Genomic DNA, 24827 nt, shown 5'->3' with positions numbered 1-24827 from the left:
ATCCTTGCCTCAAGCCACTTCGAACAGGCCGGCGGCGCCCATGCCGCCGCCGATGCACATCGTCACGACGACGAAGCGCGCGCCGCGCCGCTTGCCCTCGATGAGTGCATGCCCCACCAGCCGCGAGCCGGTCATGCCATAGGGATGTCCGATGGTGATGCCACCGCCGTTGACGTTGAGCTTTTCCGGATCGATGCCCAGGCGGTCGCGCGAGTACAGCACCTGGCAAGCGAAGGCTTCGTTCAACTCCCACAGGCCGATGTCACTCACCTTGAGCCCGTGGGTCTTCAGCAGCTTGGGCACGGCCAGGACCGGGCCAATGCCCATTTCTTCAGGCGCGAGGCCGGCGACCGCGATGCCCCGGTACGTGCCCAGGGCCTTGAGCCCGCGCCGCTCGGCCACTGCTCGCTCCATGAGCACGCAGGCCGAAGCACCGTCCGACAGCTGGCTCGAATTGCCGGCGGTGATGACGCCGCCTTCGATGACCGGCTTGAGCTTCGAAAGGCCTTCGAACGTCGTGTCGGGGCGGTTGCCTTCGTCACGCTCCAGGGTGACATCGCGATAGCTGATCGCACCTGTCTCCTTGTCGGCCACGGCCATGCTCGCCGTGATCGGCACGATCTCGTCGTCGAACAGACGGCGTTCCTGGGCCACGGCGGTGCGGCGCTGGGCTTCGGCAGAATATTCGTCCTGCGACTCGCGTGAGATGCCGTACTTCTTCGCCACGATCTCGGCCGTGTTCAGCATCGGGATGTAGGCGTTCTGCACACGCGCGATGAGCAGCGGGTCCGCCTCTTCACCGACCCACTTGACGAACGGGTTCTGCACGGCGGAGATGTTCTCCTGCCCCCCGCCCACAGTCACATCCATGCCGTCGACGATGATCTGCTTGGCAGCCGTCGCAATGGCCATCAGGCCGGAGGCGCATTGCCGGTCCATGGTCTGTCCCGGAACCGACTGCGGCAGGCCCGCCGCGAGCGCCGCGAGACGCCCGATGTTCATGCCCGCCGTGCCGGCGGCCATCGCGCTGCCGATCACCACATCCTCCACTTCTGCGGGATCGATGCCCGCCCGCTGCACGGCATGATGGATCGCGTGGCCCATCAGGGTGGGCGACTTGATGTTGTTCAATGCGCCGCGAAATGCACGGCCGATGCCCGTGCGTGCGGTGGAAACGATGACGGCTTCTCTCATGATCAGACTCCAAGGGGTTCAGTAAACAAGTTGGCGTATCGGCTCGCCACGACGCCACGGTTCAGGCGCAGCGCGGGCGTGAGTTCTTCGTCGCCTGGATGCAGCGAACGCGGGATGACGCGAACGGTGCGCACGCGATGGGGCTCGGGCAGGCGCCCGTTCGCGATCTCCACCTGGGCCGCGATGAGCGCCGCGATCTCGGGCAGGCCGAGCAGGCTGGCGTAATCGGTGAAGGGCAGGCGATGCTGCTGCGCATACTTCCTGACCCTCTCTTCTTCGAGCGAAAGCAGCGCTGCAGAAAGTCCGCCTTCTGCAGGCACGACGATCGCGTCGGCAATGTAGGCACTGAGCCTGAGCGCGTCTTCCGCTGTCTCCGGACTGATGTGCCCGCCTCCTGCTGCGACGGCCCGCGCGCGCACGCGGCCGAGCAGATGCACACGGCCGTGTTCGTCGACACGCCCCAGGTCGCCGGTGCGCAGCCAGCCGCCGGCAACGGTCGCGGCGACGCACGGCTTTCCGCGCGTCCAATAGCCCGGGCGCAGGACCGGGCCGCGCACCAGCACTTCGTCATCGGGCGCCAGCTTCAGCTGGGTGCCTGTTTCGATGGGCGCGGAGGCAGTCTCCACCGAACGGCCGGCGGGAACGATCCTGCAGAAGCCCGCCTCGGCCATGCCGTAGCAGTCGAGCATCGGAACGCCGATGGCATCGAACCAGTCGGCGACGTGTGGGGGACTGGCTGCTCCGCTCACAACGGCGACCCGCACGTTCCGCAATCCCAGGGCAGAACGTATGCGCCAGCGCATCTTGCGTTGCAGCCAGCCTGCCCGGCGCGGCGTGAGGCATGCGGTATACGCGGTGCGTGCGAGGAGCACGGCTTCCTGCATGAACAGCTCGGTCGTTCCCTGCAGCTTCTCGAAAAAGCGCGGAGCCGCGAACAGGATGTGGGGCTCGACCTCCAGCAGGTCGTTGAACATCGTGGCTCCGTTTTCCGGCAAGTGCAGCAAGGTCTCGTGCATGAGCATGGCCTTCTGAGCCAGCATGCGTTCGCCGTAGTGCGCCAGCGACATGATCGACAGCGTCCGATCACCGGGACGCAGCTGGAGCCATGGGCTCATGGCGCGCACTTCGCGCAAGAGGTCGTGCTGGCGCCGGGCCGCCAGCCGCGCCGGGCCGGTGCTGCCGGCCGTGCTCGCCAGGAATGCGATCTGTTCTCCTGTGCCCGCATCGATGCGGGCATCGAACAGAGCGGGCTCCCTGGCTGCGGCGTGCACACCGCGTGCATGCCAGTCGTCGAAGGTGCCGACCTGCGGGTCCTCGAAACGTAGCAGCCCGCGTGTTTCGAGGACCACGATATGGCGCAGATCGGGACAGGTGTCGCGTACTGCGAGCACTTTCACCAGCTGGTCGGCGTTCTCGACGAAGAGCACCCGCGTCCCGGCTTCGACGAGCGCATGCCCGACCTGCGCGCTCGAGCTGCAAGGATAGATGCCGTGGGATACGTAGCCCATGGCTTGCGCCGCCATGTCGACGATCAGCCATCGGGGTCGATTGTCCGAGAGCACCGAGACCACCTCGCCGGCTTGCAGGCCGGCCTCGGCCATCGCCAATCCGATCGCCCGCGCCTCGCTGAAATAGCTGCGCCAGGACAGGCCCTGCCAGATGCCGCGGTCTTTGTGTCGGAGCGCGGGCTTGTCACCTCCGTCCGCGCACCGGCGCCGCCACAGCTGGGGCAGGGTCGCGAGGCGCGCCTCGTCCGCGGCCAGGGATGCCGACACGTGGATCACAGGGAGCTCTTGGCCGGGTCGACCACGCTCGACCGCGCGGTCCAGCGGCCCTGCACGACCTGTTCGACCCGCGTCCATTCCGGGTCGATGTGGTTGTTGGCAAAGCGCTGCGTGTCGTACGAAGACACGCCTTTGAAGGTGGATGCCTGAAGCGCCTTGACCAGCTTGTCCGCCGTCAGGTCGCGCCCCGCATTGCGCACCTCCTGCAGGAACCAGCTGGTGTAGTCGTAGAAGGCAGCGGCCACGTCGTCAGGCTCCGCCTTGAAACGCTTGCGGTAGCCCTCGGCCCATGACTTCTCGGCGGCGGTGGCCTGGTCGGGCGCCGCGATGCGCCAGGTGCCGACGCCGTACACGCCCTCCATCGCGTCCTTGCCGAGGGCGATGGTGAGGCCGGCACGGCCGGGACTGGCGGTCAGCACGTTGACGCCGCTCAGGCCGAGCTTTTTCACTTCCGCCGCCACCGCGATGGTCTCGCGCGTGGTGGTTGCGCAGACGATCAGGTCCACGCCCGCGGCCTGCATGCGTGCGACGTGCGAGGAGAAGTCGAGATCGCCGACCTTGTAGCTGGCTTCGGCCGCGAGCGGCGTGCCCTTGGCTGCGAGCGCCGCCTTCACGCCCTTGCCGACCAGGTCGCCGAAGGGGCCCTCCTGGTAGATGAAGCCGACCTTCTTGCTGCCGAGGTTGCCGGTGGCCCACTTCACGGCGGCCGACGTCGTGCTGTCGTAGTTCAGGTTGGTCGTGAAGAGCAGCGGCGTTTGGCCGGCCGCCTGGCGCACGAGCCCCGAGGCTGCATACGGCGCGAAACAGATCACGCCGGCATCCACCGCCTTCTTGACCGTGGCGACGTTCGGTCCGGAGCCGAAGGGGCAGAGCAGGGCGAAGACCTCGTCCTTGCGGATCAGCTTGTCCACGGCGCGTACCGCTTGCGACGGCTGGCTCGCGTTGTCCTCGACGACCAGCCGGAGCTTGCGGCCGTTGATGCCGCCGGCCTCGTTGGCCTCGTCGATGCGCATCTGGATGCCGTTGCGGATCACGGGCATCGCGATGGCCACCGGTCCGGAAAGATCCAGGTGCGTGCCCAGGACGAGTTCCTTGTCGCCCACACCCGCCGCACCGGCGTGTGCGGAGGGCCACAGGGCACCTGGCGCCACGGCGGCAAGGCTTGTCTTCAGAAGGGTTCGGCGATCGAGTGTCATGGCAGTCCTTTTCTCAGTTCCAGGAAGGGCGTCGGCGTGCCGGGCGGATCCCGTCAGCGACACCTTGCGGCGGAGGGTGCGAAGCACCACCCAGGTAAAACTCCTTGATGTCTTCACGCTGGGCGAGGGCCTCGCAGGGGCCGGCCGCCGCCACGCGGCCCAGTTCGATGACATAGCCGTGGTCGGCGGTGGCCAGCGCGATGGCCGCGTTCTGCTCCACCACGAGTACGGCGGTTTTGGTCTGCTCGCGAATGCGCTTGATGATGGCGAAGATGTCCTTGGTGAACAGCGGCGAGAGGCCCAGCGAAGGCTCGTCGAGCAGAAGCAGCCGCGGCCGTCCCATCAGCGCGCGGCTGATCGCAAGCATCTGCTGCTCGCCGCCCGAAAGCAGGCCCGCCTGCTGGCGCTGGCGTTCGAACAAGCGGGGAAACCAGTCGTACATCTGCGCCATGTCGCGCGCGATCTCCGCGTCCCGGCGTGCGAATGCACCCATGCGCAGGTTCTCCGCGATGGTGAGGAACGGAAATATCTGGCGGCCCTCGGGCACCAGCACGACGCCGCCGCGAGCGACTTCGTCGGCGTCCTTGCCGCCGATGGGCCGGCCCTCGAACTCGACCGTTCCGTTGGAGGGCGCGAGCACGCCGGCAATGGTGTTGAGCAGGGTCGTCTTGCCGGCGCCATTGGCGCCCAGTACGGTGACGATCTGCGCGGCATGCACTTCGAGGCTCACGCCGTGCAGCGCGCGCACGGGGCCATACCATGTCTCCAGATTGCGGACGGACAGCAACGGCGTCATGAAAATCAGGTCCCCAGGTAAGCCGCGATCACGCGCGGGTCGGCCTGCACCTGCGCCGGCGTGCCATCGGTCAGGACTTGGCCCTGGTCCATCACCACCACGCGGTTGGCCACCGCGGCGACCAGCGACATGTCGTGTTCCACCATGACCACGGTGACGCCCAGCTCGGCCTGGATGTCTTCCAGCCAGTACGCGAGCCTGCGCGTCTCCTCGGGGTTCAGTCCCGATGCCGGCTCGTCGAGCAGCAGCAGTCGGGGTTCCGCGGCAAGGGCGCGACCGAGTTCGACGACCTTGCGCACGCCGTACGGCAGTTCCGCCACCGGGCGATGCCGGAATGGCGCGAGTTCCAGCAGGCGGACCACATCCTCGACGCGTTCACGCGTGCGGGCTTCTGCGCGCCGCACCGATGGCAGGTTGAACATCTGCGAGAAGAAGTTGCCGTGGTCCGCGCGATGACGGCCGAGCAGCAGGTTCTCCAGCACCGTCGCGCCCTCGAACAGCTCGATGTTCTGGAACGTGCGCGCGATGCCCTGGCGGACCACGTCGTGCCGAGCCAGGCGCAGGATGTCCTGGCCGTTGAAGCGGATGCTGCCGCTGCTGGCGTCGAACACGCGCGTGATGAGGTTCAGCAGCGATGTCTTGCCCGCGCCGTTCGGACCGATCACAGCGAGGATCTCTCCCGCGCGAATCGAGAAGCTCACGTCGCGAACGGCCTTGACGCCGCCGAAGGACAGACTCAATCGCTCGACCTCGAAGAATTCGGCGCTCATCGATAGCGCTCCGATTTCATGTAGACCTTGGTCTGATGAGTGCTGCTCTTGCGCACCCACGGGAACTCGGCGAGAACCTTGCGAATGCGAACCCAGCGTGAATTGAGGCCGCCCGGCTCGAGCAGCACAAAGAAGGTCAGCACCGCCCCGTAGACGAAAAGCTCCAGGCCGAACTGCGCGCCGAGCCGCGCGGGCAGCATCTCCTTCAGCGAGGAGATGAACGACGGCAGGAGGCCGATCAGGATCGCACCGAGAATGGCTCCGCGCAGGCTTCCCAGTCCGCCGATGAACACCATCAAGACGAGCTGCAGCGACAGCGCCAGGCCGAACGCTTCCGGCGTGATGTGCTGCATCTGGTGGGCGAGCAATGCGCCGGCGAGTCCCGAGCAGGCCGCCGAAAGGCTGAAGGCGAGCACCTTGGTCCTGGCGACGTCGATCCCCAGTCCCTGCGCCGCCGCCTCGGAATCGCGAATGCCGATGAAGGCGCGCCCGGTGGCGGACCGCATCAGGTTGACCAGCAGGAGCAAGACCACCGCCAGCACCATCAGGCAGAGGAAGTAGAAGGCGCGCGGACCGCCGAGGCTGAGCCCGAAGAGGGTCGGATCGGGGACGGCCATGCCGCTGTGGCCGCCGGTGACGCTCTTCCAGCGGCCGAGCACATGCTCGCACACGATGGCAAAAGCCATGGTCACCATCGCCAGGTGCAGCCCCGACACGCGAATGGCGGGCATGCCGACGAGCAGGCCCCCGAGCGCCGCGCCGCCGGTGGTCAGGAGCAGCGACAGGGGCAGCGGCACGCCCTGGGTCAGGAGGATGGTGTGGATGTACGCGCCGATGCCGACGAACGCGGACTGGCCGAGCGACACCTGGCCGGTGAAGCCCGTGAGCGTCATGAGCCCGAGGCTCGCGACGCACATGATGAGGATGAATGTCGCCTCGCCGACGTGATAGGCCGGCAGCAGCCATGGTGCGGCCACCAGCGTCAGCGCGAGCAGGCCGTACGCAAGCCGCTCGGGCCTGCGGCGCAGCAGCCGCCGGCCATCCTCGAATCCCGTTTCGTAGCGTGCCATGGCGTCAGACCCTCCGGCCGTGGCTTTCGCCCAGGATCCCGCGCGGATACAGAACCAGAACCCCGATGAGCACCAGGTAAGGCGCCACGTCCTTGACGCCATCGGGCAGGTAGACGCCGGCGAACTGTTCGATGAGGCCGATGAGGAGTCCGCCGATGACGGCACCCGGCGCGCTGCCGAAGCCGCCGAGAACCAGGGCGGCCAAAGCCTTGAGCATGACGAACCACAGCCCCAGGTCGACCAGCGTGATGGGTGCGAGCAGCAGTCCGCACAGCGCGGCGATCGCACCGGAGATCGCCCACACCATCGAATTCAGCCGCTTGACACGCACCCCGCAGAGGTAGGCCGCCAGCTGGTTTTGCGACGTCGCGTGGATCGCGACGCCGAGCGTGGTCCGGCGCAGGAAGTAGTAGAGCAGGGCGGTGACGCCCATGGCGGCGCCGACGATCACCAGATTGAGTTCGGCCACCACGCTGCCGCCGATCTGCATGGATTGCCCTGTCCAGGGCGTGGGATAGCTGCGCGACTGCGGCCCGAACAACATGCTCACGCCGCCGCGGATCATGAAGCCGATCCCGATGGTGAGCATGACGCCCGAGAACTGGGGGCGCCCGGCGATCCTGCGCATGATCTTCGCCTCCAGGAGAAAGCAAAGAGCGGCGGAAATGCACAACACGAGGACGAAGCTGAGCCAGAAGGGAAGGCCGACGGCGACGACGAGACCCCAGCCGAGAAACGCAGACAGCATCACCACGTCGCCTTGTGCGAAGTTGAGGACCTCGGTCGCCTTGTAGCCGAGAACGAGGCCGAGCGCGACGAGCCCGTAGATGGCACCGCTGGAGATGCCTTGCACGATCAGCTGGGTCAGTTGCGTCATCGCATCATCCGTTCGAGTTAAATAACGATCGTTTGCTAAACGACGGTGAAATATAGGTTGGCGGTGGGGCAGCGTCAACATGGCGAGGCGGCTTTGCCGCAGGGAGAAACCCTTGGGTCACGCCGCCGGTGCTTAATGGAGTTCGAGCGTTTACCAAACGGACGGCATGCTATGATGAGTGCTCCACGATCTGCCGAGACCCACGCATGCGCTATCCGAAAACCCACAAAGAGGAAACCCGCAAGAAGCTGCTCGAGAATGCCCGTGCCATCGCTAAAGAACGCGGCTTTGGAACCACCGGCGTCGATGAACTGATGGCGAGCATCGGCCTGACCGGGGGCGCGTTCTATGGCCATTTCCCGTCCAAGGAAGCGCTGTTCGCCGAGCTCGTCGAACACGAGATCTCGAACAGCACCGAGATGCTGGCCGGAGACCGGGAATCACCGCCCGACCACGTCGCGAAGCGGTTGCGCAGCTATCTGAGTTCCTACCATGCGCTGCACCCGGAAAGCGGATGCGTCTTGCCGACCTTGGGTCCCGAGATCGCGAGGGCGGGGCCAGAGGTTCGTGCGGCGGTCGAGGAGGGCTTGAAACACCTGCAGAAGAGCTGGAGCTCGCGCATCGGCGATCCGGATGCGGCATGGGCGCTGATTGCCCAATGCGTGGGCGCACTGGTCCTGTCTCGCATCGTCGAATCCGAGCGCACCCGCAAGGAAATCCTGGGCTCCAGCCGGCGCTTCATCGACCAGACGCACGCGTTGGACCAGCCCTCCGCAAAGCCATCCAAAGCATTGTGAGAGCGGCGGCCGACTTTTGCCTGCCGTGGCCTTGGCCGCGGGCGTGTCTCGGTGTGACGAGCTGATCGGCAGCGAACGAAAAGGCGGCTCGCGTACGCGAGGCGCTTGACCCTCGCAAATCCTAGAACCCGCGACCAGGCGGCGGCGAAATGGCTCCGGTCGCCGTCACGGCCGCATCGAGCCTGCGGCTTTCCAGCTCAGGCGCCCTCGAGAGGCCGGTGACCTCGAGGATCTCCTTTTCGCCCAGCGTCTCCCGCTTCAGCAGCGCAGTGACAAGCGCATCGAGTTGCGCGCGGTGCTCGCCCAGCAAGCGCTTCGCTTCCTCGTGGCATTCGTCGATGATGCGCTGCACCTCGGTGTCGATCAGGTGCCCGGTTGCCTCGCTGAAGGGCTTCGCGGCGGCAAGACCCCGGCCACCCAGATACCGGTTCTTGCGCGGAGCGAGCTGAACCATGCCGAGCTTGTCGCTCATGCCCCAGCGCGTGACCATGCCCCGCGCCAACTCGGTCGCCTGCTCGATGTCGTTCTCCGCGCCGGTGGTGCGCGAGCCATAGACGAGCTCTTCGGCGGCACGTCCGCCCAGCATGCCGATGATGCGTGCCCGCAAATAGCCTTCCGGATAGTTGTAGCGGTCGGTCTGGGGCCGCTGGTAGGTCACGCCCAAGGCCTGGCCTCGCGGCACGATGGTGACCCGGTGCACCGGGTCCGCGCCCCGCACTACCAAGCCGAGGATCGCGTGACCGCTCTCGTGGTAGGCAATGCGCTCGCGGTCTTCCGGACTCAGCAGGAGCGGCCGCTCGGGTCCCAGCACGATCTTTTCGAGTGCGTCGTGAAAATCCTTCAGCGTGACTTGGCTCTGCTCGCGTCGGGCCGCCAGCAGCGCGGCCTCATTGACCAGATTCTTCAGGTCCGCCCCGGTCAAGCCTGGCGTCGTCGAGGCCACCTCTGCCAAGTCGACGTCGGCCGCGAGCGGCACCTGGCGTGTGTGCACCTTCAGGATGGCTTCGCGGCCGTTCTTGTCCGGCAGGTTCACGACCACGCGGCGGTCGAAGCGGCCGGGGCGAAGCAGCGCCTTGTCGAGCACGTCGGGCTGGTTGGTCGCGGCCAGCACGATCACGCCTTCGCGGCCTGAGAAGCCGTCCATCTCGGTCAGGATCTGGTTCAGGGTTTGCTCCTGCTCGCTCGCACCGCCGATCGCGATCTGCCCGCGCGCGCGGCCGATCGAATCGATTTCGTCGATGAAGATGATGGCAGGCGCATGCGCTCGGGCCTCCTTGAAGAGGTCGCGCACGCGCGCTGCGCCGACTCCGACGATCATCTCCACGAACTCGGACGCGCTCATCGAGAAGAACGGCACGCCGGCCTCGCCTGCTACAGCCTTTGCAAGCAGCGTCTTGCCGGTACCCGGCGCCCCGATGAGCAGCACGCCTTTGGGTGCCGAGCCGCCCAAACGCGTGTACTTCTCTGGCGACCGCAGGAAGTCGACGATCTCGACCAATTCGTTCTCGGCGTCGTCGATGCCCGCCACATCAGCGAACGTGACCCTGGTGCGGGACTCGAGGTCGTAGCGGCGTGCCTTGCTGCTGCCAAGGCCCATCATTCCGCCAATGCCCATTCCGCCGCTCTTGACTGCGCGCCGATACATCCAGACATAGAACAAGATGATCAGCAGAGCAGGCCCGAAGCCATACAGCAGGCTTGCCCACCCCGTCCCTGCCTGGATCGGCACTGCGCTGATCTCCACCTTGTGCTCGATCAGGAAGGACTCCAGCCCGGAGTCGACGAATGCAGGAAGCGTTGTCTTGAATGTGCTGACCGGCCTGGGTGCCACCTGGGGAAGATCGGCTCGGCGCGGTGCCCCGCTGTCCTGCTGCGGGGGCGGCCAGGTGACAGGCGCGGCGAATCGGCCCTCGATGTCGACGCCGCGGCTGTAGATCGAATGGACGTTGCCTTTCGCGACTTGCTCCCGGAACTCCGTGTAGGGCACGGTCGCCGGCGCATCGGCGCCGGGAAGCACCAGGCGCATCACCACATAGTTGGCTGCCAGGACCAGCAGGAAAACCACCCACGCCTTGCGCGGTGGATTCGCCGGCGGTTCCTTCGACTCGGGCGAAGCGCCCGGCGCCGCAGCGGGTGGAGGTGGTGCTTGACGATTCAACCAGCTCATCCATTCTCCAAACCAAAGCGATGATCGGCCGCTCTCAGAACTGGGGCCTGGCCGCTGCGGCGCTTTCTAGACGGCCCATGGCATGGTCTCCAAGGATGGATGCATCGGCATCGGATGTTTCCCGATCTTGGCAAAAGCCTTGATGCTCATGAGGGCACCGAACCTCTGTGCGAAGTCGATTTCGAAGCAACGCTCCATGTCGCTTACTGAATCAATTCGCGCGTTCTTCCCGTGGCGCAGGTTTCTTCACTCGGCAGCGCTCAAGTAAGACCGCACGAGCCGTAGCAGCTCATCTTCGATAGCCGCGTCGTCCAGCCGCAGCGGGCCGGGATTGTTCAGAACAATATGCACCAGCACGCCTGCCAGGGCTTGGTACGCGAAAAGAATGCGGCGCTCTCGCTCCCGTGGTTTCAAGTGCTTCAGGTAGGGCGCCAGCAACTGGACCAGCATGGCGCGGTATCTGTCCCCGGACTCCTTGATGACCTGCCACATGCCCTCGCGGCTGTGCTGGAGCGAGGCCCGCATCACACCGAAGTTGGTGCGAAAGTTGTTGATTGTTTCGTGAACGATGTCAGCGCACAGCGCATCGATCGATGACGCGCCCGCGGGATGACGTTCGACGAATGCCTGGATGGATTGCTCCGTCTGCATGGTCTGCACGCGCTGCATGGTGACGAAGAAATCCTGCTTGCTCTCGAAACGCCCGTAGAACGCGCCGACAGTGGTCCGTGCAGAGTCGCACACGAGCTCGATCGAAAGATCCTCCAACGATTTTTCCCTGAGCAGGTGCCGGCCGGCTTCGATCAGGGCCGCTGCCGTCCTCGCGCTGCGACTTTGTTGCGCCGGACGCATCTCGGGCAGCCGCCCCTCGGCAGACCAAGAGGAGAGGCGGTCGGCAAACGCCTGGGTCGGTGCACTCATGATCGGTCGATGCTACTTGACAACAGATAAATAGAATGAGAATAATCATTCTACTTTAGCGTGCTTTGCGGCCTGCATCTGGCGATGGCACGCGCTGGATTGAGTCAGTCGTGCGATTTCGATCGGAGGTTGCGCATGCTCGAGCGTCGTGAAGTTCTTGCGGGTCTGGCCGCCTTGGCAGTGGCCGGTCGTTCGTGGGCCCAGCCCTGGCCTGCCAAACCCATCCGGCTGATTCTGAACTTCCCGCCGGGCGGTCCCACCGATGTCGTGAGCCGCTATCTCGCGCAGAAGCTCTCCCCCTTGCTCGGCCAACCGGTGGTGGTCGACAACCGCAGCGGCGGTGCCGGCGCTGTCGGAATACTTGCCGCGGCCAACTCCGCGCCCGACGGCTATACGTTTCTCTACACGGCGACCACTGGCCTGGTGCAGGTCCCGCTCATCACCAAGGATGCCTCCTTCGACCCGCTGCGCAGCATCGTCCCGGTCGTCGGCATCGGAACGACACCCATCGCTCTGCTGGCGCACGAATCGCTTCCTGCGTCGGACTTTCCCGGCTTCGTCGAATGGGCGCGTAAGCAAAAGGGCGGCGTGGACATCGGCGGCGGAGGTCCGATCATCCAGATCGCGACAGCCGTGCTTTCACGCGAGACCGGTCTCAAGCTGATCTATGTTGCGTATCGGGGTACCGCACCGGTCGTGCAGGCAGCGCTTGGCGGAGAGATCAAGGCATTCTTCAGCACGCCCTCGCCGATGATCACAGAGCTCATGAAGACCGGGAGGCTCAAGGCCCTTGGCGTCACGTCTGCACAGCCCAGCCGGCTCGTCCCGGGTGCCGAGCCGATCGCACGGCACGTTCCAGGATATGAGCAGGATCTGACCTATGCCCTCTTCGCTCCCACAGGCATCCCGCCCTCCGTTGCAGAGAGGGTTGCCGCGGCAGTCTTGCAGGTATTGAGTGGACCGGGAGAGAGCGAGCGGTTCCTGGAGTTCGGGCTGAGTCTCAACCCGCTGCCCGCCGCAGAAGTCAGCCGCATCGCTGCGCGTGATGCAGAGACGATTCGAAAAACGCTCGAGACCACACCCGTCAAGTTCGGCGAGTGATCAAGATCTCGAGCTTCATCCCGACTTCCATGAAACCAGCAATCGTTGCAAGCCATCCAGGGACGGGCGAACCCGAGGTCGCTCGAGCGATGTGCACTGTCGGCGCGATGGCCGCCTTTGAGAAAAGCGCCCGCGCGCTATTTGCGCGGCGTCGGCCTGCGGACCTGCCAACTCACGCGGATTGCCGGCTGAACCAACAGGAGGATCGTCCGTCATGAGCAGTTCGACGAACCCCTCGAGCGCGTGGCCAAGACGGCCACGCCCAAAGGACGGGGCGCCCAACATCCTGGTCTTTCTGACTGACGATGTCGGTTATGGGGCCTGCAGCACCTTCGGAGGGCCGATCCATACACCTGCACTCGACGCGCTCGCCGCCCATGGTCTGCGCTTCACACAGTTCCACACCACGGCGATGTGTTCTCCGACACGCGCTGCCCTCCTGACCGGAAGGAATCCGCATCGCGTGAGCATGGGCCGGGTGACCGCTCGCCCTTCCTCTTATGACGGCTACACCAGCGTGATTCCGAAATCAGCAGGCACGATGCCGGACATTCTTCGCCGCGCCGGCTACAACACCGCGATGTTCGGAAAGTGGCACATCACCCCGGAATGGGAGATTACGCCGCAGGGGCCCTTCGATCGCTGGCCCACGGGAATGGGCTTCGAGTACTTCTACGGCTTTCTTGGTTTCGACACGAACATGTGGTCGCCGGACCTGGTAGAGAACACCACCTTCGTGCCAGGCGGCCAGGACACCCCGCTCAAGCACTTTGACGAGCGCATGGCGGATCGCGCCATCGATTGGTTTGCCCAGCAGCAGGCGCTGACGCCCGAGAAGCCTTTCTTTGCCTATATCGCCAGTGGCACGGCGCACTCTCCTCATCACGCCCCAAGGCCCTGGCTGGAAAAGTACCGCGGCACCTTCGACGAGGGATGGGACGAAGTGCGAAGCCAGACGTTCCGGACGCAGAAGCAGCTCGGCGTGATTCCGGCCGATGCCCTGCTGACCGAGCGCCCCGAGAACCTTCCGTCCTGGGACTCCTTGGACAAGGACCAGCGCATGTTGGCGAGCCGACTGATGGAGGCCTACGCGGCGGCACTTGATCACTTCGATCATCACGTCGGACGAATCGTCGACTTCCTCAAGCTGTCCGGACAGTTCGACAACACGCTCATCCTGTTCATTCAAGGCGACAACGGGGGGAGCGCGGAGGGTGGCTTCAATGGCCTGCTCTTCGAGCAGTCGTGGGCCAATGGCTTCGATGAGAAACTGGAAGACCAGCTTTGCCTGCTCGATCAGATTGGCGGTCCGGAGGCCTACAACCATTTCCCGGCGGCATGGGGGTGGGCAATCAACACCCCGTTCAAGTACTACAAGCAGGTCGCATCCCATTTCGGCGGCACTCGCAACGGACTGGTCGTCTCATGGCCTGACGGTTTCAAGGCGCGCGACGGGATGCGCAGCCAGTTCCACCACGTTGCGGACATCATGCCAACCGTGCTCGAGGCCGCCGGCGTCGAGGCGCCCGGGCAGATCGATGGCGTCAGGCAGGACTCGATCGACGGGGTCAGCATGCTCTATGCCTTCCACGACGAATCGGCTGCACCAAGGCGCCGTTCGCAGGTGTTTGAGTCGATGCAGAACTTCTCGATCTACAAAGACGGTTGGTTGGCCTGCTCCACGCCAGTCAACGATCCGTGGGAGCACTTCGCATCGCGCTCGACGACGGATGCCCACGAGCGAAACTGGGAGCTGTATCACGTGGATCGAGACTACAGTCAGGCCGTCGACCTTGCTCAGGCAGAACCGCAACGACTTCGGAGCCTGCGAGATGAGTTCTGGAAGCAGGCTGAATGGAACAAGATTCTTCCGATTCACCCTCCCTCTGCGGGTGCCGAAGGACGCCCGAGTCTGGGCGCCGGAAGAACTGAATTCGTCTTTCGACGCAGAGTCGGCAACATCCATGCGGATGCGGCACCGCACACCACCGGGCGATCGTTTCGCATCACGTGCGAGCTTGTGGTGAATTCCGAGGGTCGAGGTGTCATCGCCTGCCAGGGAAGCTCCATCTGCGGCTACTCGTTCTACATCCATGATCGACGACCGGTTTTCTACTACAACGCGATTCGACCACACGTGGCAAGAATAGAAGGGCTCGATCGGCTGAGTCCAGGGCGACACTCGATCTCGGTGGAGGTGCGGCTCGACGTCCGTGCGCCGGGATCCGGCGCCTCGATGCTGCTGGATGTGGACGGACATTGCGTCGCACGGGGGCGCATTGAACGTACCCTGCGGACCCTTCTCAATCAGAACGGCTTCAATGTCGGGCAGGACACGGTCTCTCCGATTTCTCCGGACTACACCATTGAAGACAGCGCGTTGGTGGGGGAGTTTTCTCACGTGACGTTTCAACTTCTCTGAGCCAGCGCTGCGATGGCCGGCATAACAGGAAGGAAGTAGCTCCATGACGTTCGCAATTGTTGCGCGTGATCCCCAGACCGGCCAGTTCGGCGTCGCCAAGACGACGCGCACCGTCGCCGCCGGCGGACTGGACCTGTACCGGCATGTACCGAAGCTAGGCCTGTGCCTTGGGATCAGCACGGTTGGGCGCTGCCACAAAGTCGGCGCCGTGATGATCGCCAATGCCATGAGTGCCGAAGGGGCCATGAAGGCAATGATCGGCTCTGACGAGTTCGCGTCGAACCGGCAGCTCGCGGCGATCGACAGCGAAGGGCGCATTGCCGCGTTCACCGGCGACGACTGCCTGGCCTACGCGGGCCACTACGTCGGCGACAACTTCGTTGTTCTCGGAAACGTGCTCAGCAGCCCCGCAACCATCGAGGGCATGAAGAAGGGTTACCACGACAGCGAGGGGCAGCCTTTCGCGCGCCGCTTGATCGCGAGCCTCGAGGGCGGTCGGGATGCGGGCGGCCAGCAGGGCGGCCAGCAATCGTCCGACATCGCAATCTTCGGCGATCGCGAAACACCGCTGCTGGACTTGCGCATCGACCTCAACGAGGAACCGGTGGCCGAACTGCTGCGACTCTACGAGATCTTTGCCCCTCGCATCCCGTACTACGAGTTGCATCGCAATTCGCCGCGCGGCCTGCCGCGCATCGATGACTGGCTCAAGCAGCAAGCCGCCAACTGAGGCGCCACGCTTCGATACCTTGGGGTCCGCGGCGACCGGGAGGCGGCGTGGCGGGAGTCAGGGCACTGCGCACGGGTGAGCGCGCGGCACCCCAGGCGTCGGAGAGGGGCGGGTCAATGAAAAGTGCTTGCCGTCGGTCATGACTCCTTGTCTTCATGCCAGCAGTCCTTGGCCAGCATCACCTCGTGGTGGCCACCGCCCGCCGGGATCATGGGAAAGCAGTTCTCCTGCGGCGCGACCTGAACGTCGAGGAAGAAGGGGCCCTCGGAGGCCAGGCATTCGGCGAGCGCATCGTCCAGTTCGCGCGGGTCCGCAACCCGGCGCGCGCGCCAGCCGAAGGCCTTTGCGAGCGCCACGAAATCCGGCAGCGCGGCGTTCCAGCTGTGGGAGAGCCGGTTGCCGTGGTTCAGCTCCTGCCACTGGCGCACCATGCCCATGTAGCCGTTGTTGCTCAGCACCAGCTTGATCGGTGTGGCGTGCTGCACGGCGGTCGAGAGCTCCTGGATGTTCATCAGCACCGAGGCGTCGCCGCTCACGCACACCACCAGCGCGTCGGGATGCGCGACCTGCGCGCCGATCGCGGCGGGCAGCCCGTAGCCCATGGTGCCCGCGCCGCCGGAGGTCAGCCAGCGCCGCGGCCGCTCGAAGCGAAGGTGCTGGGCGGCCCACATCTGGTGCTGGCCCACGTCCGTGGAGACGATGGCGTCGCGCCCGTCGAGCCGTGATTGCAGCGCGGTCATGAGCTGCTGCGGCATGATCTGGTCCTCGCGCGTCGCGAAGTCGAGGCAGCGCGCCTCGCGCCAGCGGCCGATGCGCTGCCACCACGGTGCGAGCCGACCGGCGGCGAACCCTGGCAGTTCGGGCAGCGCCAGCAGGGCGTTCAGCACGCGGCCGCAGTCGCCGACGATCGGCACGTCCACGCGCACCGTCTTGTGGATGCTGCTCGGGTCGATGTCGATGTGGATCTTCCGAGCGTGCGGGCAGAACGCATCCAGCCGTCCGGTGACGCGATCGTCGAAGCGCGCGCCGACATTGATGATCAGGTCGGCCTCGTGCATCGCGAGGTTGGCCTCGAGCGTGCCGTGCATGCCCAGCATGCCGACGAAGAGCGGGTCGGAAGCCGGGAACGCGCCCAGCCCCATCAACGTGAGCGTGCACGGCGCACCGGTCGCGCGCACCAGCCGCGCGAAGGCCGCGCAGGCCTCGGGGCCGGCATTGACCAGTCCACCGCCGCCGTAGAACACCGGCCGGCGCGCAGTGGAGATCAGGTCCGCCGCGCGCTGCAGGCTGCCGCGCGGCACGGCGACCTCGGCCTGCGCCGCGCGCGCACGCGTCGAGGGAGCCGGGGCTCCGTCTTCCGCGCAGCGCGCCACCTGCACGTCCTTGGGCACGTCGAGCAGCACCGGCCCCGGCCGGCCGCCGGCCGCGATCGCGAGCGCGCGGCGCACCGCGTCCGGGATCTGCGCGGCGGAGCGCACCTGGCAGTTCCACTTGGTGACGGGGCGCGACATGCCCAGCGCATCGCTTTCCTGGAAGGCATTGGTTCCGATGACGGCGGTCGCCACCTGCCCGCTGATGCACAGCACCGGCACCGAATCGCTCATCGCATCGAGCAGGCCGGTGATGGTGTTGCTCACGCCGGGCCCCGAGGTGACGAGCACCACGCCGACCTTGCCGGTGGTGCGCGCATACCCCTCGGCTGCATGCACGGCCGCCTGCTCGTGGCGAACCAGGATGTGGCGCAGCCGGGGCTCGCCGTGCAGCGCGTCATACAGCGGCAGGGCCGCGCCGCCGGGGTAGCCGAAGAGGGTGTCGACGCCGCATTCGATCAGCGTGTCGAGCAGCCGCTCGGCACCGTTGCGCAGCGCGCCGCCGCGGTTCTCCAGCGTGGGCGAAAGAAGAGATTGCATGGCGATTTCCATGCAAGGATTCTTTCGGGTTTGTCGCAGAATGTGCTTCTGAAATTCGATCGAAAAGGAGAATTACTTGAAGATTAAAAGGAAGAACTCAAAAACGGACGAAGAATTTTTCGACAAGATCGATATGGCGATCCTGCGTGCGCTGCTGCACGACTCGCGCCGTTCGCTGCAGGACATCGGCACCGAGGTCGGACTTTCGGCGACCAGTTGCTGGAGCCGCATCAAGCGGCTGGAGGCCGAGGGCGTGATCCGGCGCTACACCATCGACGTCGACCCCGCGAGCCTGGGCTACCGCGACTCGGTGATCGTGCAGCTCACGCTCGAGAGCCACACCGACGAAACACTCTACGAGTTCGGTCGCGTGCTCGCGACCATTCCCGAGATCCTGGAGGCGTACCTGGTCTCGGGCGACTACGACTACTACATCCGCATCGCGGTGCGCGACACGCGCGACTACGAGCGCCTGCTGCGCGAGAGGCTCTACAAGATCCCGGGCATCCGGCACAGCAAGTCGCACTTCGTGCTGCGCGTGCTGAAGGAGGCGAGCGTGCCGATCGAGTAGGAGGGATTCAGGCGCTGCGCCGTTTCATCCCGTTCAGCCGGGTCGGCGCCGGCTCCTCGGCGTCGTCGAGTTTCCCGACGGTGCTCTCGAGCTGCGAGAGCACGCGCAGTACGAAGTCGATGCCGCGCTTTCTTTCGTCGGGGCTGAACTGCTCCATCGCAGGTGCGAGCACCGAATGATCGGCCAGGTGGTCGATCGCGTTTTCGACCACCTGCAAGCCCTTCTTCGTCAGATGCACGAGGAAGCCGCCGCCATGCGTGGGGTCGGGCAGGCGCTCGGCATAGCCGGCCGTGGCGAGGCGGTCCACCTTCTTGGTGATCGCGCCCGAGGTCACGAGCAGCGCGCGGAACAGGTCGGTGGGCCGCTTCACGTAAGGCGGGCCGCTGCGCCGCAGCGCGAGCAGCACGCGCATGTCGCCGCCGCCGATGTTGTGACCCGGTGCCGCTACCGAAGGGCCTGGAGATGTCGCCGTGTTTCCAGGCGGCGGACCAAAGGCAAGCACGCTGCGACGGCTCACGAGCGGACGATGGCGGGAACTCTCCCCAATTCTCAGGGTGGTCCTGCGCTCAGCGCTCCAGCGCGCCACCGGCGAGCCATGCGGCGCCGCGGCGGTACAGGTCCTGCACGGCGTCGCCCTTCAGCATGGGCATGTCCATCTTGACGGTGTAGCCGATGCGGGTCTGGATCAATGCCAGGTGGCGATAGCCCTCGGGCATCGTGGCCAACGTGGCTGGGTCCAGCTTCACGGTCGCTGAGGGATCGACGGGGTCGATGCGGTCCTTCTCGTAGATGGGCTGGCGGTGCAGCAGCTTCCATTCGCCTTCGTGGCGCACGACGAAATCGTAGAAGCGCCCGGTACACACGACATCGCACAGCACCCCCTCGACCTCCCCGCGCTGCGAGATCGTCATCTTGGTCTGGGCGATGGCGCGATCACCCCGGACATCGATGGCCGAGCCGCCGAGGAAGTGAAGAATGCTCACCCCCTTGGCCCAGCCTTCCTTGGTGACGCGGATGAAATCCGCAAAGGACCCCTGGAACCAGGTCGCCATCATCACGCCCTCGGGATGCCAGACCGACGCGAAGCGGTCCCAGTTCGCCGGCGTCCCGCCAGACGGCCCAGCGCTCGATCATCCGGCGGATCTCAAGCTCGTCGTGCACGTCGTTCTCCTCGAGTGATTCGGTTGAAAGCCCATGGCAGCTCTGCAGTCCGTGCCACTCCTGCACTTTAGCTTTTAGGATTGCGGACACAAACTGCAGCGGCAGGAAATTAGATTTTCAATTTTCGGAAGTTGGATCGCTTTACCGAGCTTGCGCGCTTCATCCCTATTGTCGAATGCCCTGATGGCGGTCCTACTTCGTGCCGGGCTCGGTCAGCGGAAGATGTACAGGTCTGCCATGGGAATCACAACCCGCGTGCACCCGACGCGAGGAAGCCGCCATCGACCGGCATCGCGATGCCCGTCACATAGCGCGCGTCCTCCGACACCAGGTAAAGCACAGCCGAGGCGATTTCGCCGCAGGTGCCATAGCGGTTCATCGGAATCGCCTTCGAATATTCGGCGCGGAACTGTGCGGTGTGCAGCACCTGCGTCATCGGGGTGTCGACGGGGCCTGGCGCCACCGCATTTGCCGTGATGCCGTGCTCCGCCAGTTCCACCGCCATCTGCCGCGTCAGTGCGATCACGGCGCCCTTGGACGTGCCGTAGGCGGTGCGGCCGCTGCCTACCGCACGCATGCCGGCGACGGAAGCGATGTTGACGATGCGGCCCCAGCCCTTCTTCACCATCAGACGCGCCGCCGCCTGCGAGCACAGCAGCGTGCCGGTGACGTTGACGTTCATGGTCGCGAGGAAGTTTTCCAGCGGGAACTCGAGGAAGGGGAACACCTTGGCGATGCCGGCGGAGTTGACGAGGATGTCGCAGCGCCCGTGCTCGCGCTCGACCTGCTCGAATGCGGCGGTGATGGCCTCGGGCTTGCCGACGTCGAGCCGGACCGCGCTCGCCCGGCCCCCGGCAGCGCTCAGCTCGCGCGCCATGGCGGCCGCAGCCTCGAAATCGAGGTCGGCCACGAGCACCTGGTGGCCGAGGGCCGCCAGGCGGGCGCAGACCTCGGCGCCGATGCCCTTGGCGCCGCCGGTGACCAGGGCGACGCGTGTTTCGGAGGTATGGTTCATGACGAGGATGGAAGAAGGATTCAGAGGAAGCCGATCGAGATCCACGGCACCACCGTGACGATCACGAGGCCGACGAACAAGGCCAGCATGTAGGCGCCAATCGGCCGGATCCCTTTGTCGGGGCTGACGCGGCCGATCGCGCAAGCTGCGTAGTAGCCCACGCCGAAGGGCGGTGCGAACAGGCCGAGCCCCATCGCGAGGATGACCACCATCGAGTAGTGCACCTCGTGGATGCCGACGGCCCTGGCGATCGGAAACAGCAGCGGGCCGAACAGCACGATTGCCGGGATGCCCTCGAGCACGCTGCCGAGCACGATGAAGGCAATGACCGAGACCGCCATGAAGCCCGCGGCCCCGCCGGGCAGCGCGCGCATCGCTTCGCTGAGCGTGTGCGAGAAGCCCGATTGCGTCAGCCCCCAGGCCATCGCGGTGGCCGCGCCGATGATCAGCAGGATCGAGCCTGACAGGCTGGCGGTGTCGACGAGCATCGGATAGATCCGCTTCCAGTCGAACTGCCGGTAGATCAGCAGGCCGGCGATTACACCGTACGCGATGCCGATGGTCGAGACCTCGGTGGCCGTCGCGATGCCTTCCACCACCGCGGCACGGATGATGAACGGCAGTGCAATGGCTGGCAGCGCGATCACGAATGCCCGGCCGATTTCCGCACGGCTGGCGCGCCGCACGCCGCTCAGGTCTTCACGCCGATAACGCGACCACACCACCGCCACCAGCGTCGCGGCCAGCACGAGACCGGGCAGCAGGCCTCCGGTGAACAACGCGGCGATCGAAACGCCGGTGACCGAGCCGATCGTGATCAGCACGATGGACGGTGGGATGGTTTCGGTCTGCGCCCCGGTCGCCGACAAGAGCGCGACGAGGTCGCCTTCCGTGGCGCCGCGCTTCTTCATCTCCGGGAACAGGACGGGCGCGACGGCCGCCATGTCGGCCGCCTTCGAGCCGGAAATGCCGGAGACGAGGTACATCGCGCCAACCAGCACGTAGTGGAGTCCGCCGCGTACGTGTCCCAGCAGGCTGGCGAGGAACGCCACCATCGCACGCGCCATGCCCGTCATCTCGATCAGTTGGCCGAGGAAGACGAACAGCGGCACCGACAGCAAGATCAGGTGGCTGACGCCTTCGTCCATGCGCCCGACGACGATCAGCACTGGCGTGCGTGTTGTCAGCATCACGTAGCCGAGCGTGGCCAGGCCGAAGGCGAATGCAATCGGCACGCCGGCGAACACTGCCCCGGCGACGACGACCACGAAGAAGACCACCAGGTTGGCGTTGCCGAGTTGTCGCCACACGGGCTGCAGCAGCGTCATCACGACGATGATCGCGAGGACCACCCCGACGGCTGCCGCCACCTGCCGCGGCCGGCCCACCGCGGCCAGCCGCAGCACCGCCAGCAGGGCCATCGCGCCAAAGCCGGCGGCCATCGCGGCCACGCGCCAGGAGTTCTGCAGGTCCAGCGCCGGCGTGCGCATCATTGCCTCTTCGATCGCGTACTCCCAGGCATGCGGCAGGATGAGCAGCAGGAAGGCCAGCGCGGCCGCGGTCGCAATGACGTCGAGAAAGGCCCGCGTGGAAGGAGAGAGCTTGCCCACGACGGCCGTCATGCGCATGTGCTCGCCGCGCTGGAAGGCGATTGCCGAGCCCAGCATCGCCAGCCACAGGAACAGGATCGATGCGATCTCGTCCGACCAGATCAACGGGTGGTGGAACACGTAGCGCGCCACCACGCCGGCCAATAGAACGGCGATCTCGGCCGCCACCAGCAGCGCAACCGGGACGCCGAGCAGGCGACCAAACACATGCTGGGCGCGACTCGCCCAGGTTGCGACGACGCCGCGCTGCGAGTCGTCGCCGTGAGGAATCGAGGCGGCGTGCATGTCGGTCAGCCCAGCTTGCCGGTGTGCTTCTCGAGCAGGGCCCAGGCCTCGTCGCCATACTTCTGCTTCCACTCGGCGTAGAAGCCCGACGCGATCAGCCGCTCCCGGAACGGCCCGAGCTTCGGATCGTTGAAGGTCAGCCCCTTGGCGGTCAGCTCGGGCCGCAGCGAGGCGTTGAGCTTCACGCCATCGGCGCGCATGTCGAGCGCTGCCTGGTTCAGGTGCTTGGCAATGATGGGCCGCGCCTTCTCGGGCATGCGGTCCCAGACCTTCCGGTTCGTCATGCACCAATAGCCATCCCACATGTGGTTGGTCATGGAGCAATACTTCTGCACCTCGTAGAGCTTCGCGATCGAGATGATCGCCAAAGGGTTCTCCTGGCCATCGACGACCTTGGTCTGCAGCGACGAGTAGGTCTCCGCGAAGTTGATCGAGGCGGGCGCCGCGCCGAGGTGCTTGAACAGCGAGGTCCAAAGCGGGCTCACCGGCACGCGCATCTTCAGGCCTTTGAGGTCGTCGGGCGTGTTGATCGGCCGCACACTGTTCGTGGTCTGCCGGAAGCCCGAGCTCCACACGGTGTCCATCGCCATCAGGCCCACCTTCGGGAACTGCGCGCGCAGGTACTTGCCCAGCTCGCCGTCCAAGGCCTTGTGGACCGCGTCGTCATCCGCCCAGGCAAAGCCAAGACCCCACATCGACGAGATCGGCACCAGCTGCGACAAGACGTTGACGCCTGACACGGTGAAGAACTCCAGTCCGCCAGCGCGCAGCTGCGACAGCATGTCGGCGTCGTTGCCCAGCTGGTTGTTGGGGAAGACGTTGATCTGGACCTGGCCGCCCGTGTCCTTCAGGATGCGCTCGGCGGCCTCCATCGCGCGCACGTTGAGCGGATGCGTGGCCGGCAGGTTGGTGCCGAACTTGTAGGTGAATTCGGCGGCGCGCGCGAAGCGCGGCAGCACCAGCGCCGGTGCGCTGATCAGTGCGGCGCTGGTCACGAGGGCGCGGCGGCGGTCGATCGATGTCATGGTTGAGTCTCCTGTTGTCTATGGAAGAGATGGGCGAGCATCGGCGGTGCCGCGCAGCGCCTTGACGAAGTAGTCGGGCTGGCCCATCTGGCCGCCCTTGAGCGCAATTTCGAGCTGTGCCAGGTGCGGCTCGCGCGAGATGGCACGGCAAAGCGGTGCGCCCGGCGCAAGGCGTGCGAGCACGCGCAGCGCCTGCGGCGCGAGCCGCTGCGTGACATGGCTGGAGGTGTCGCCGCCCGACAGCAGCAGGCGCTGCAGCGGATGGGCGCGCAGCAGCCCGTCCACCAGCTGGCCCAAGCGCTGCCCCAGCAGGCGCCCCCCTTCGTGGCGGGCCTGCTCGCGGCTCATGCCCTGCTTGGCCAACGCCCCGAGCATCGCCTCGACGCGCGAATCCTGCGGCCCGCGTGCGCTGTGCAGCATCACGCTGCTTCCGGCGCGCAACGCGAGCAGGGCCCGTTCGGCGAGGCTGGCGAGTTCCGCATCCGGGTCGCTCCCGGCGACCAGCGCGGCGGCGTCGATGGCCAGGTCGGAGAAGCCGGCAGCCAGCGCCGCATCGATCTGCAGCGCGCTGAGCGGCGAAGCGCTACCCGAGACCGCAAGCACCTGGGGCACGCCGTCGAAGCGGTCGTGCGTGGTCGGGGCGGCCGGCAGCACGCCCGCCTCGCGCCACCACTGCGTCAGCGCGTACTCGAGTCCCGACCCACCAATGCAGAAAAGCGGCGTCTCGCGGCCGCGCGCCAGGCCGTCGAGCAACCGGCCGGTGTCGCTGAGCTGGCTGGTGGTCGTGCCGTCGAGCAGCACCGCGCCGCCGCTCGTGGAATCGACCAGGCCAACAAACTCCGCCGCCATCGCCTCGCGTTCAAGCGCGAACTGCGGCAGCGTGAATCCGGTGATTGGCATCGCGGTCTGCGCGCCGAGGTGCCGCGCCAGGTCGGCCTCGTGCATCGGCGTCACCGGGTGCACGCTCATGATCGGGTGGCGATCGATGCGATGCACGCGCCCATCGGTGCCCGAGCGGGCGAACAGGTTGCCGAAGGCGCAGTAGCGGCCCAGTGCGGGTGTGGCTGCCACGATCGGGATCGCGGTGTCGCCAAAGGCCGCGCGCGACAGGTCCATGACGCGACCGATGCTGCCGATGGCCGGCGAGCTGTCGAAGGTGGAGCAGACCTTGTAGTGCACCAGCTCCACGGGCAGCCGGGACATCGCGGCCAGCACGGGTGCGAGCTGCGCGCTCATCTCGGCCGGCGACATCGCGCGGCTCGCGCCCGCGACGCCGATCGCGTCGAAAGGCCCCAGTTCGCGCAGCGCCTGCTCGTCGGGCACGTCGAGGAACAGCGCGCAGTCGAGGCCGGCGAAGGCCAGCACCTCGAGCGCATCGGTGGAGCCGGTGAAATCGTCACCGTAGAAGGCGAACTTCATGCCTGC

General features: G+C 66.0%; 21 protein-coding genes. 5 read left to right on the top strand and 16 right to left on the bottom strand.

The annotated features are described in order from the left end of the window. Window positions 1–9: 9 nt before the first annotated feature. Genes J2739_RS21655 through J2739_RS21625 form a run of 7 tightly spaced genes read right to left on the bottom strand, consistent with a single transcriptional unit; the run spans window position 10 to window position 7768 of the window. Window positions 10–1194, bottom strand: coding sequence for an acetyl-CoA C-acyltransferase (locus tag J2739_RS21655; protein ID WP_309905456.1), 1185 nt, complete (start codon window positions 1192–1194; stop codon window positions 10–12). 2 nt (window positions 1195–1196) lie between these two features. After that, entirely contained in the window at window positions 1197–2978 is a 1782-nt protein-coding gene (locus tag J2739_RS21650; RefSeq protein ID WP_309905455.1) for an AMP-dependent synthetase/ligase, read from the bottom strand. Further along, window positions 2975–4174: an ABC transporter substrate-binding protein gene (locus J2739_RS21645; RefSeq protein WP_309905452.1), complete on the bottom strand. Its 1200-nt coding sequence runs from the start codon at window positions 4172–4174 to the stop codon at window positions 2975–2977. The genes J2739_RS21650 and J2739_RS21645 overlap by 4 nt, the downstream gene beginning before the upstream one ends. A gap of 13 nt (window positions 4175–4187) precedes the next feature. Beyond that, window positions 4188–4970, bottom strand: coding sequence for an ABC transporter ATP-binding protein (locus tag J2739_RS21640; RefSeq protein ID WP_309905450.1), 783 nt, complete (start codon window positions 4968–4970; stop codon window positions 4188–4190). Between the two features lie 5 nt (window positions 4971–4975). After that, window positions 4976–5740 carry an ABC transporter ATP-binding protein gene (locus J2739_RS21635; protein WP_309905448.1) on the bottom strand — a complete coding sequence of 255 codons (765 nt, stop codon included), beginning with the start codon at window positions 5738–5740 and terminating at the stop codon, window positions 4976–4978. Then, complete coding sequence (locus tag J2739_RS21630; protein WP_309905446.1) at window positions 5737–6810, bottom strand: branched-chain amino acid ABC transporter permease; 1074 nt, start codon at window positions 6808–6810, stop codon at window positions 5737–5739. Before J2739_RS21630 ends, J2739_RS21635 begins: the two co-directional genes overlap by 4 nt. A gap of 4 nt (window positions 6811–6814) precedes the next feature. Further along, window positions 6815–7768 carry a branched-chain amino acid ABC transporter permease gene (locus J2739_RS21625; RefSeq protein ID WP_309905444.1) on the bottom strand — a complete coding sequence of 318 codons (954 nt, stop codon included), beginning with the start codon at window positions 7766–7768 and terminating at the stop codon, window positions 6815–6817. A 125-nt stretch (window positions 7769–7893) separates the two neighbouring features. On the opposite strand from J2739_RS21625, the gene J2739_RS21620 reads away from it, so the two are divergent. Beyond that, entirely contained in the window at window positions 7894–8484 is a 591-nt protein-coding gene (locus tag J2739_RS21620; RefSeq protein WP_309905442.1) for a TetR/AcrR family transcriptional regulator, read from the top strand. Window positions 8485–8605: 121 nt separating this feature from the next. On the opposite strand, the gene ftsH is transcribed toward J2739_RS21620, so the two are convergent. Further along, window positions 8606–10510 carry an ATP-dependent zinc metalloprotease FtsH gene (gene ftsH / locus J2739_RS21615; RefSeq protein ID WP_309905718.1) on the bottom strand — a complete coding sequence of 635 codons (1905 nt, stop codon included), beginning with the start codon at window positions 10508–10510 and terminating at the stop codon, window positions 8606–8608. A 387-nt stretch (window positions 10511–10897) separates the two neighbouring features. Next, on the bottom strand, window positions 10898–11572 hold the full coding sequence (locus tag J2739_RS21610) for a TetR/AcrR family transcriptional regulator (protein ID WP_309905440.1): 675 nt from the start codon (window positions 11570–11572) through the stop codon (window positions 10898–10900). A gap of 135 nt (window positions 11573–11707) precedes the next feature. Here J2739_RS21610 and J2739_RS21605 point away from each other — a divergent pair, with 135 nt between their 5' ends. From J2739_RS21605 to J2739_RS21595, 3 genes are all read left to right on the top strand, one after another. After that, entirely contained in the window at window positions 11708–12673 is a 966-nt protein-coding gene (locus tag J2739_RS21605) for a Bug family tripartite tricarboxylate transporter substrate binding protein (RefSeq protein ID WP_309905438.1), read from the top strand. 214 nt (window positions 12674–12887) lie between these two features. Next, on the top strand, window positions 12888–15095 hold the full coding sequence (locus tag J2739_RS21600; RefSeq protein ID WP_309905436.1) for an arylsulfatase: 2208 nt from the start codon (window positions 12888–12890) through the stop codon (window positions 15093–15095). A gap of 43 nt (window positions 15096–15138) precedes the next feature. Then, window positions 15139–15825, top strand: a complete 687-nt coding sequence (locus tag J2739_RS21595; protein WP_309905434.1) for a DUF1028 domain-containing protein — start codon at window positions 15139–15141, stop codon at window positions 15823–15825. A 137-nt stretch (window positions 15826–15962) separates the two neighbouring features. On the opposite strand, the gene ilvB is transcribed toward J2739_RS21595, so the two are convergent. After that, on the bottom strand, window positions 15963–17735 hold the full coding sequence (ilvB, locus tag J2739_RS21590) for a biosynthetic-type acetolactate synthase large subunit (protein WP_309905432.1): 1773 nt from the start codon (window positions 17733–17735) through the stop codon (window positions 15963–15965). A 133-nt stretch (window positions 17736–17868) separates the two neighbouring features. Here ilvB and J2739_RS21585 point away from each other — a divergent pair, with 133 nt between their 5' ends. Continuing rightward, window positions 17869–18306 (top strand): Lrp/AsnC family transcriptional regulator, encoded by a 438-nt coding sequence (locus J2739_RS21585; protein WP_309905430.1) that lies wholly within the window; start codon window positions 17869–17871, stop codon window positions 18304–18306. Window positions 18307–18313: 7 nt separating this feature from the next. Here the strand turns inward: J2739_RS21585 and J2739_RS21580 are convergent, their stop codons facing one another. From J2739_RS21580 to J2739_RS21555, 6 genes are all read right to left on the bottom strand, one after another. Then, on the bottom strand, window positions 18314–18718 hold the full coding sequence (locus J2739_RS21580) for a MarR family winged helix-turn-helix transcriptional regulator (RefSeq protein ID WP_309905428.1): 405 nt from the start codon (window positions 18716–18718) through the stop codon (window positions 18314–18316). A 154-nt stretch (window positions 18719–18872) separates the two neighbouring features. Continuing rightward, window positions 18873–19358: a nuclear transport factor 2 family protein gene (locus J2739_RS21575; RefSeq protein ID WP_309905426.1), complete on the bottom strand. Its 486-nt coding sequence runs from the start codon at window positions 19356–19358 to the stop codon at window positions 18873–18875. Between the two features lie 353 nt (window positions 19359–19711). Continuing rightward, a complete protein-coding gene (locus tag J2739_RS21570) occupies window positions 19712–20482 on the bottom strand; it encodes an SDR family NAD(P)-dependent oxidoreductase (RefSeq protein ID WP_309905424.1) in 771 nt (256 codons plus the stop codon). A 20-nt stretch (window positions 20483–20502) separates the two neighbouring features. Then, window positions 20503–22377, bottom strand: a complete 1875-nt coding sequence (locus J2739_RS21565; protein WP_309905422.1) for a TRAP transporter large permease — start codon at window positions 22375–22377, stop codon at window positions 20503–20505. 5 nt (window positions 22378–22382) lie between these two features. Continuing rightward, a complete protein-coding gene (locus J2739_RS21560; protein WP_309905420.1) occupies window positions 22383–23402 on the bottom strand; it encodes a TRAP transporter substrate-binding protein in 1020 nt (339 codons plus the stop codon). Window positions 23403–23420: 18 nt separating this feature from the next. Beyond that, a complete protein-coding gene (locus tag J2739_RS21555; protein ID WP_309905418.1) occupies window positions 23421–24821 on the bottom strand; it encodes a four-carbon acid sugar kinase family protein in 1401 nt (466 codons plus the stop codon). Window positions 24822–24827: the final 6 nt, after the last annotated feature.

It is taken from the genome of Variovorax soli, from assembly GCF_031454625.1.
In the GTDB taxonomy this organism is placed as follows: domain Bacteria; phylum Pseudomonadota; class Gammaproteobacteria; order Burkholderiales; family Burkholderiaceae_C; genus Variovorax; species Variovorax soli_A.
This window is presented reverse-complemented; position numbering and strand designations above follow the sequence as displayed.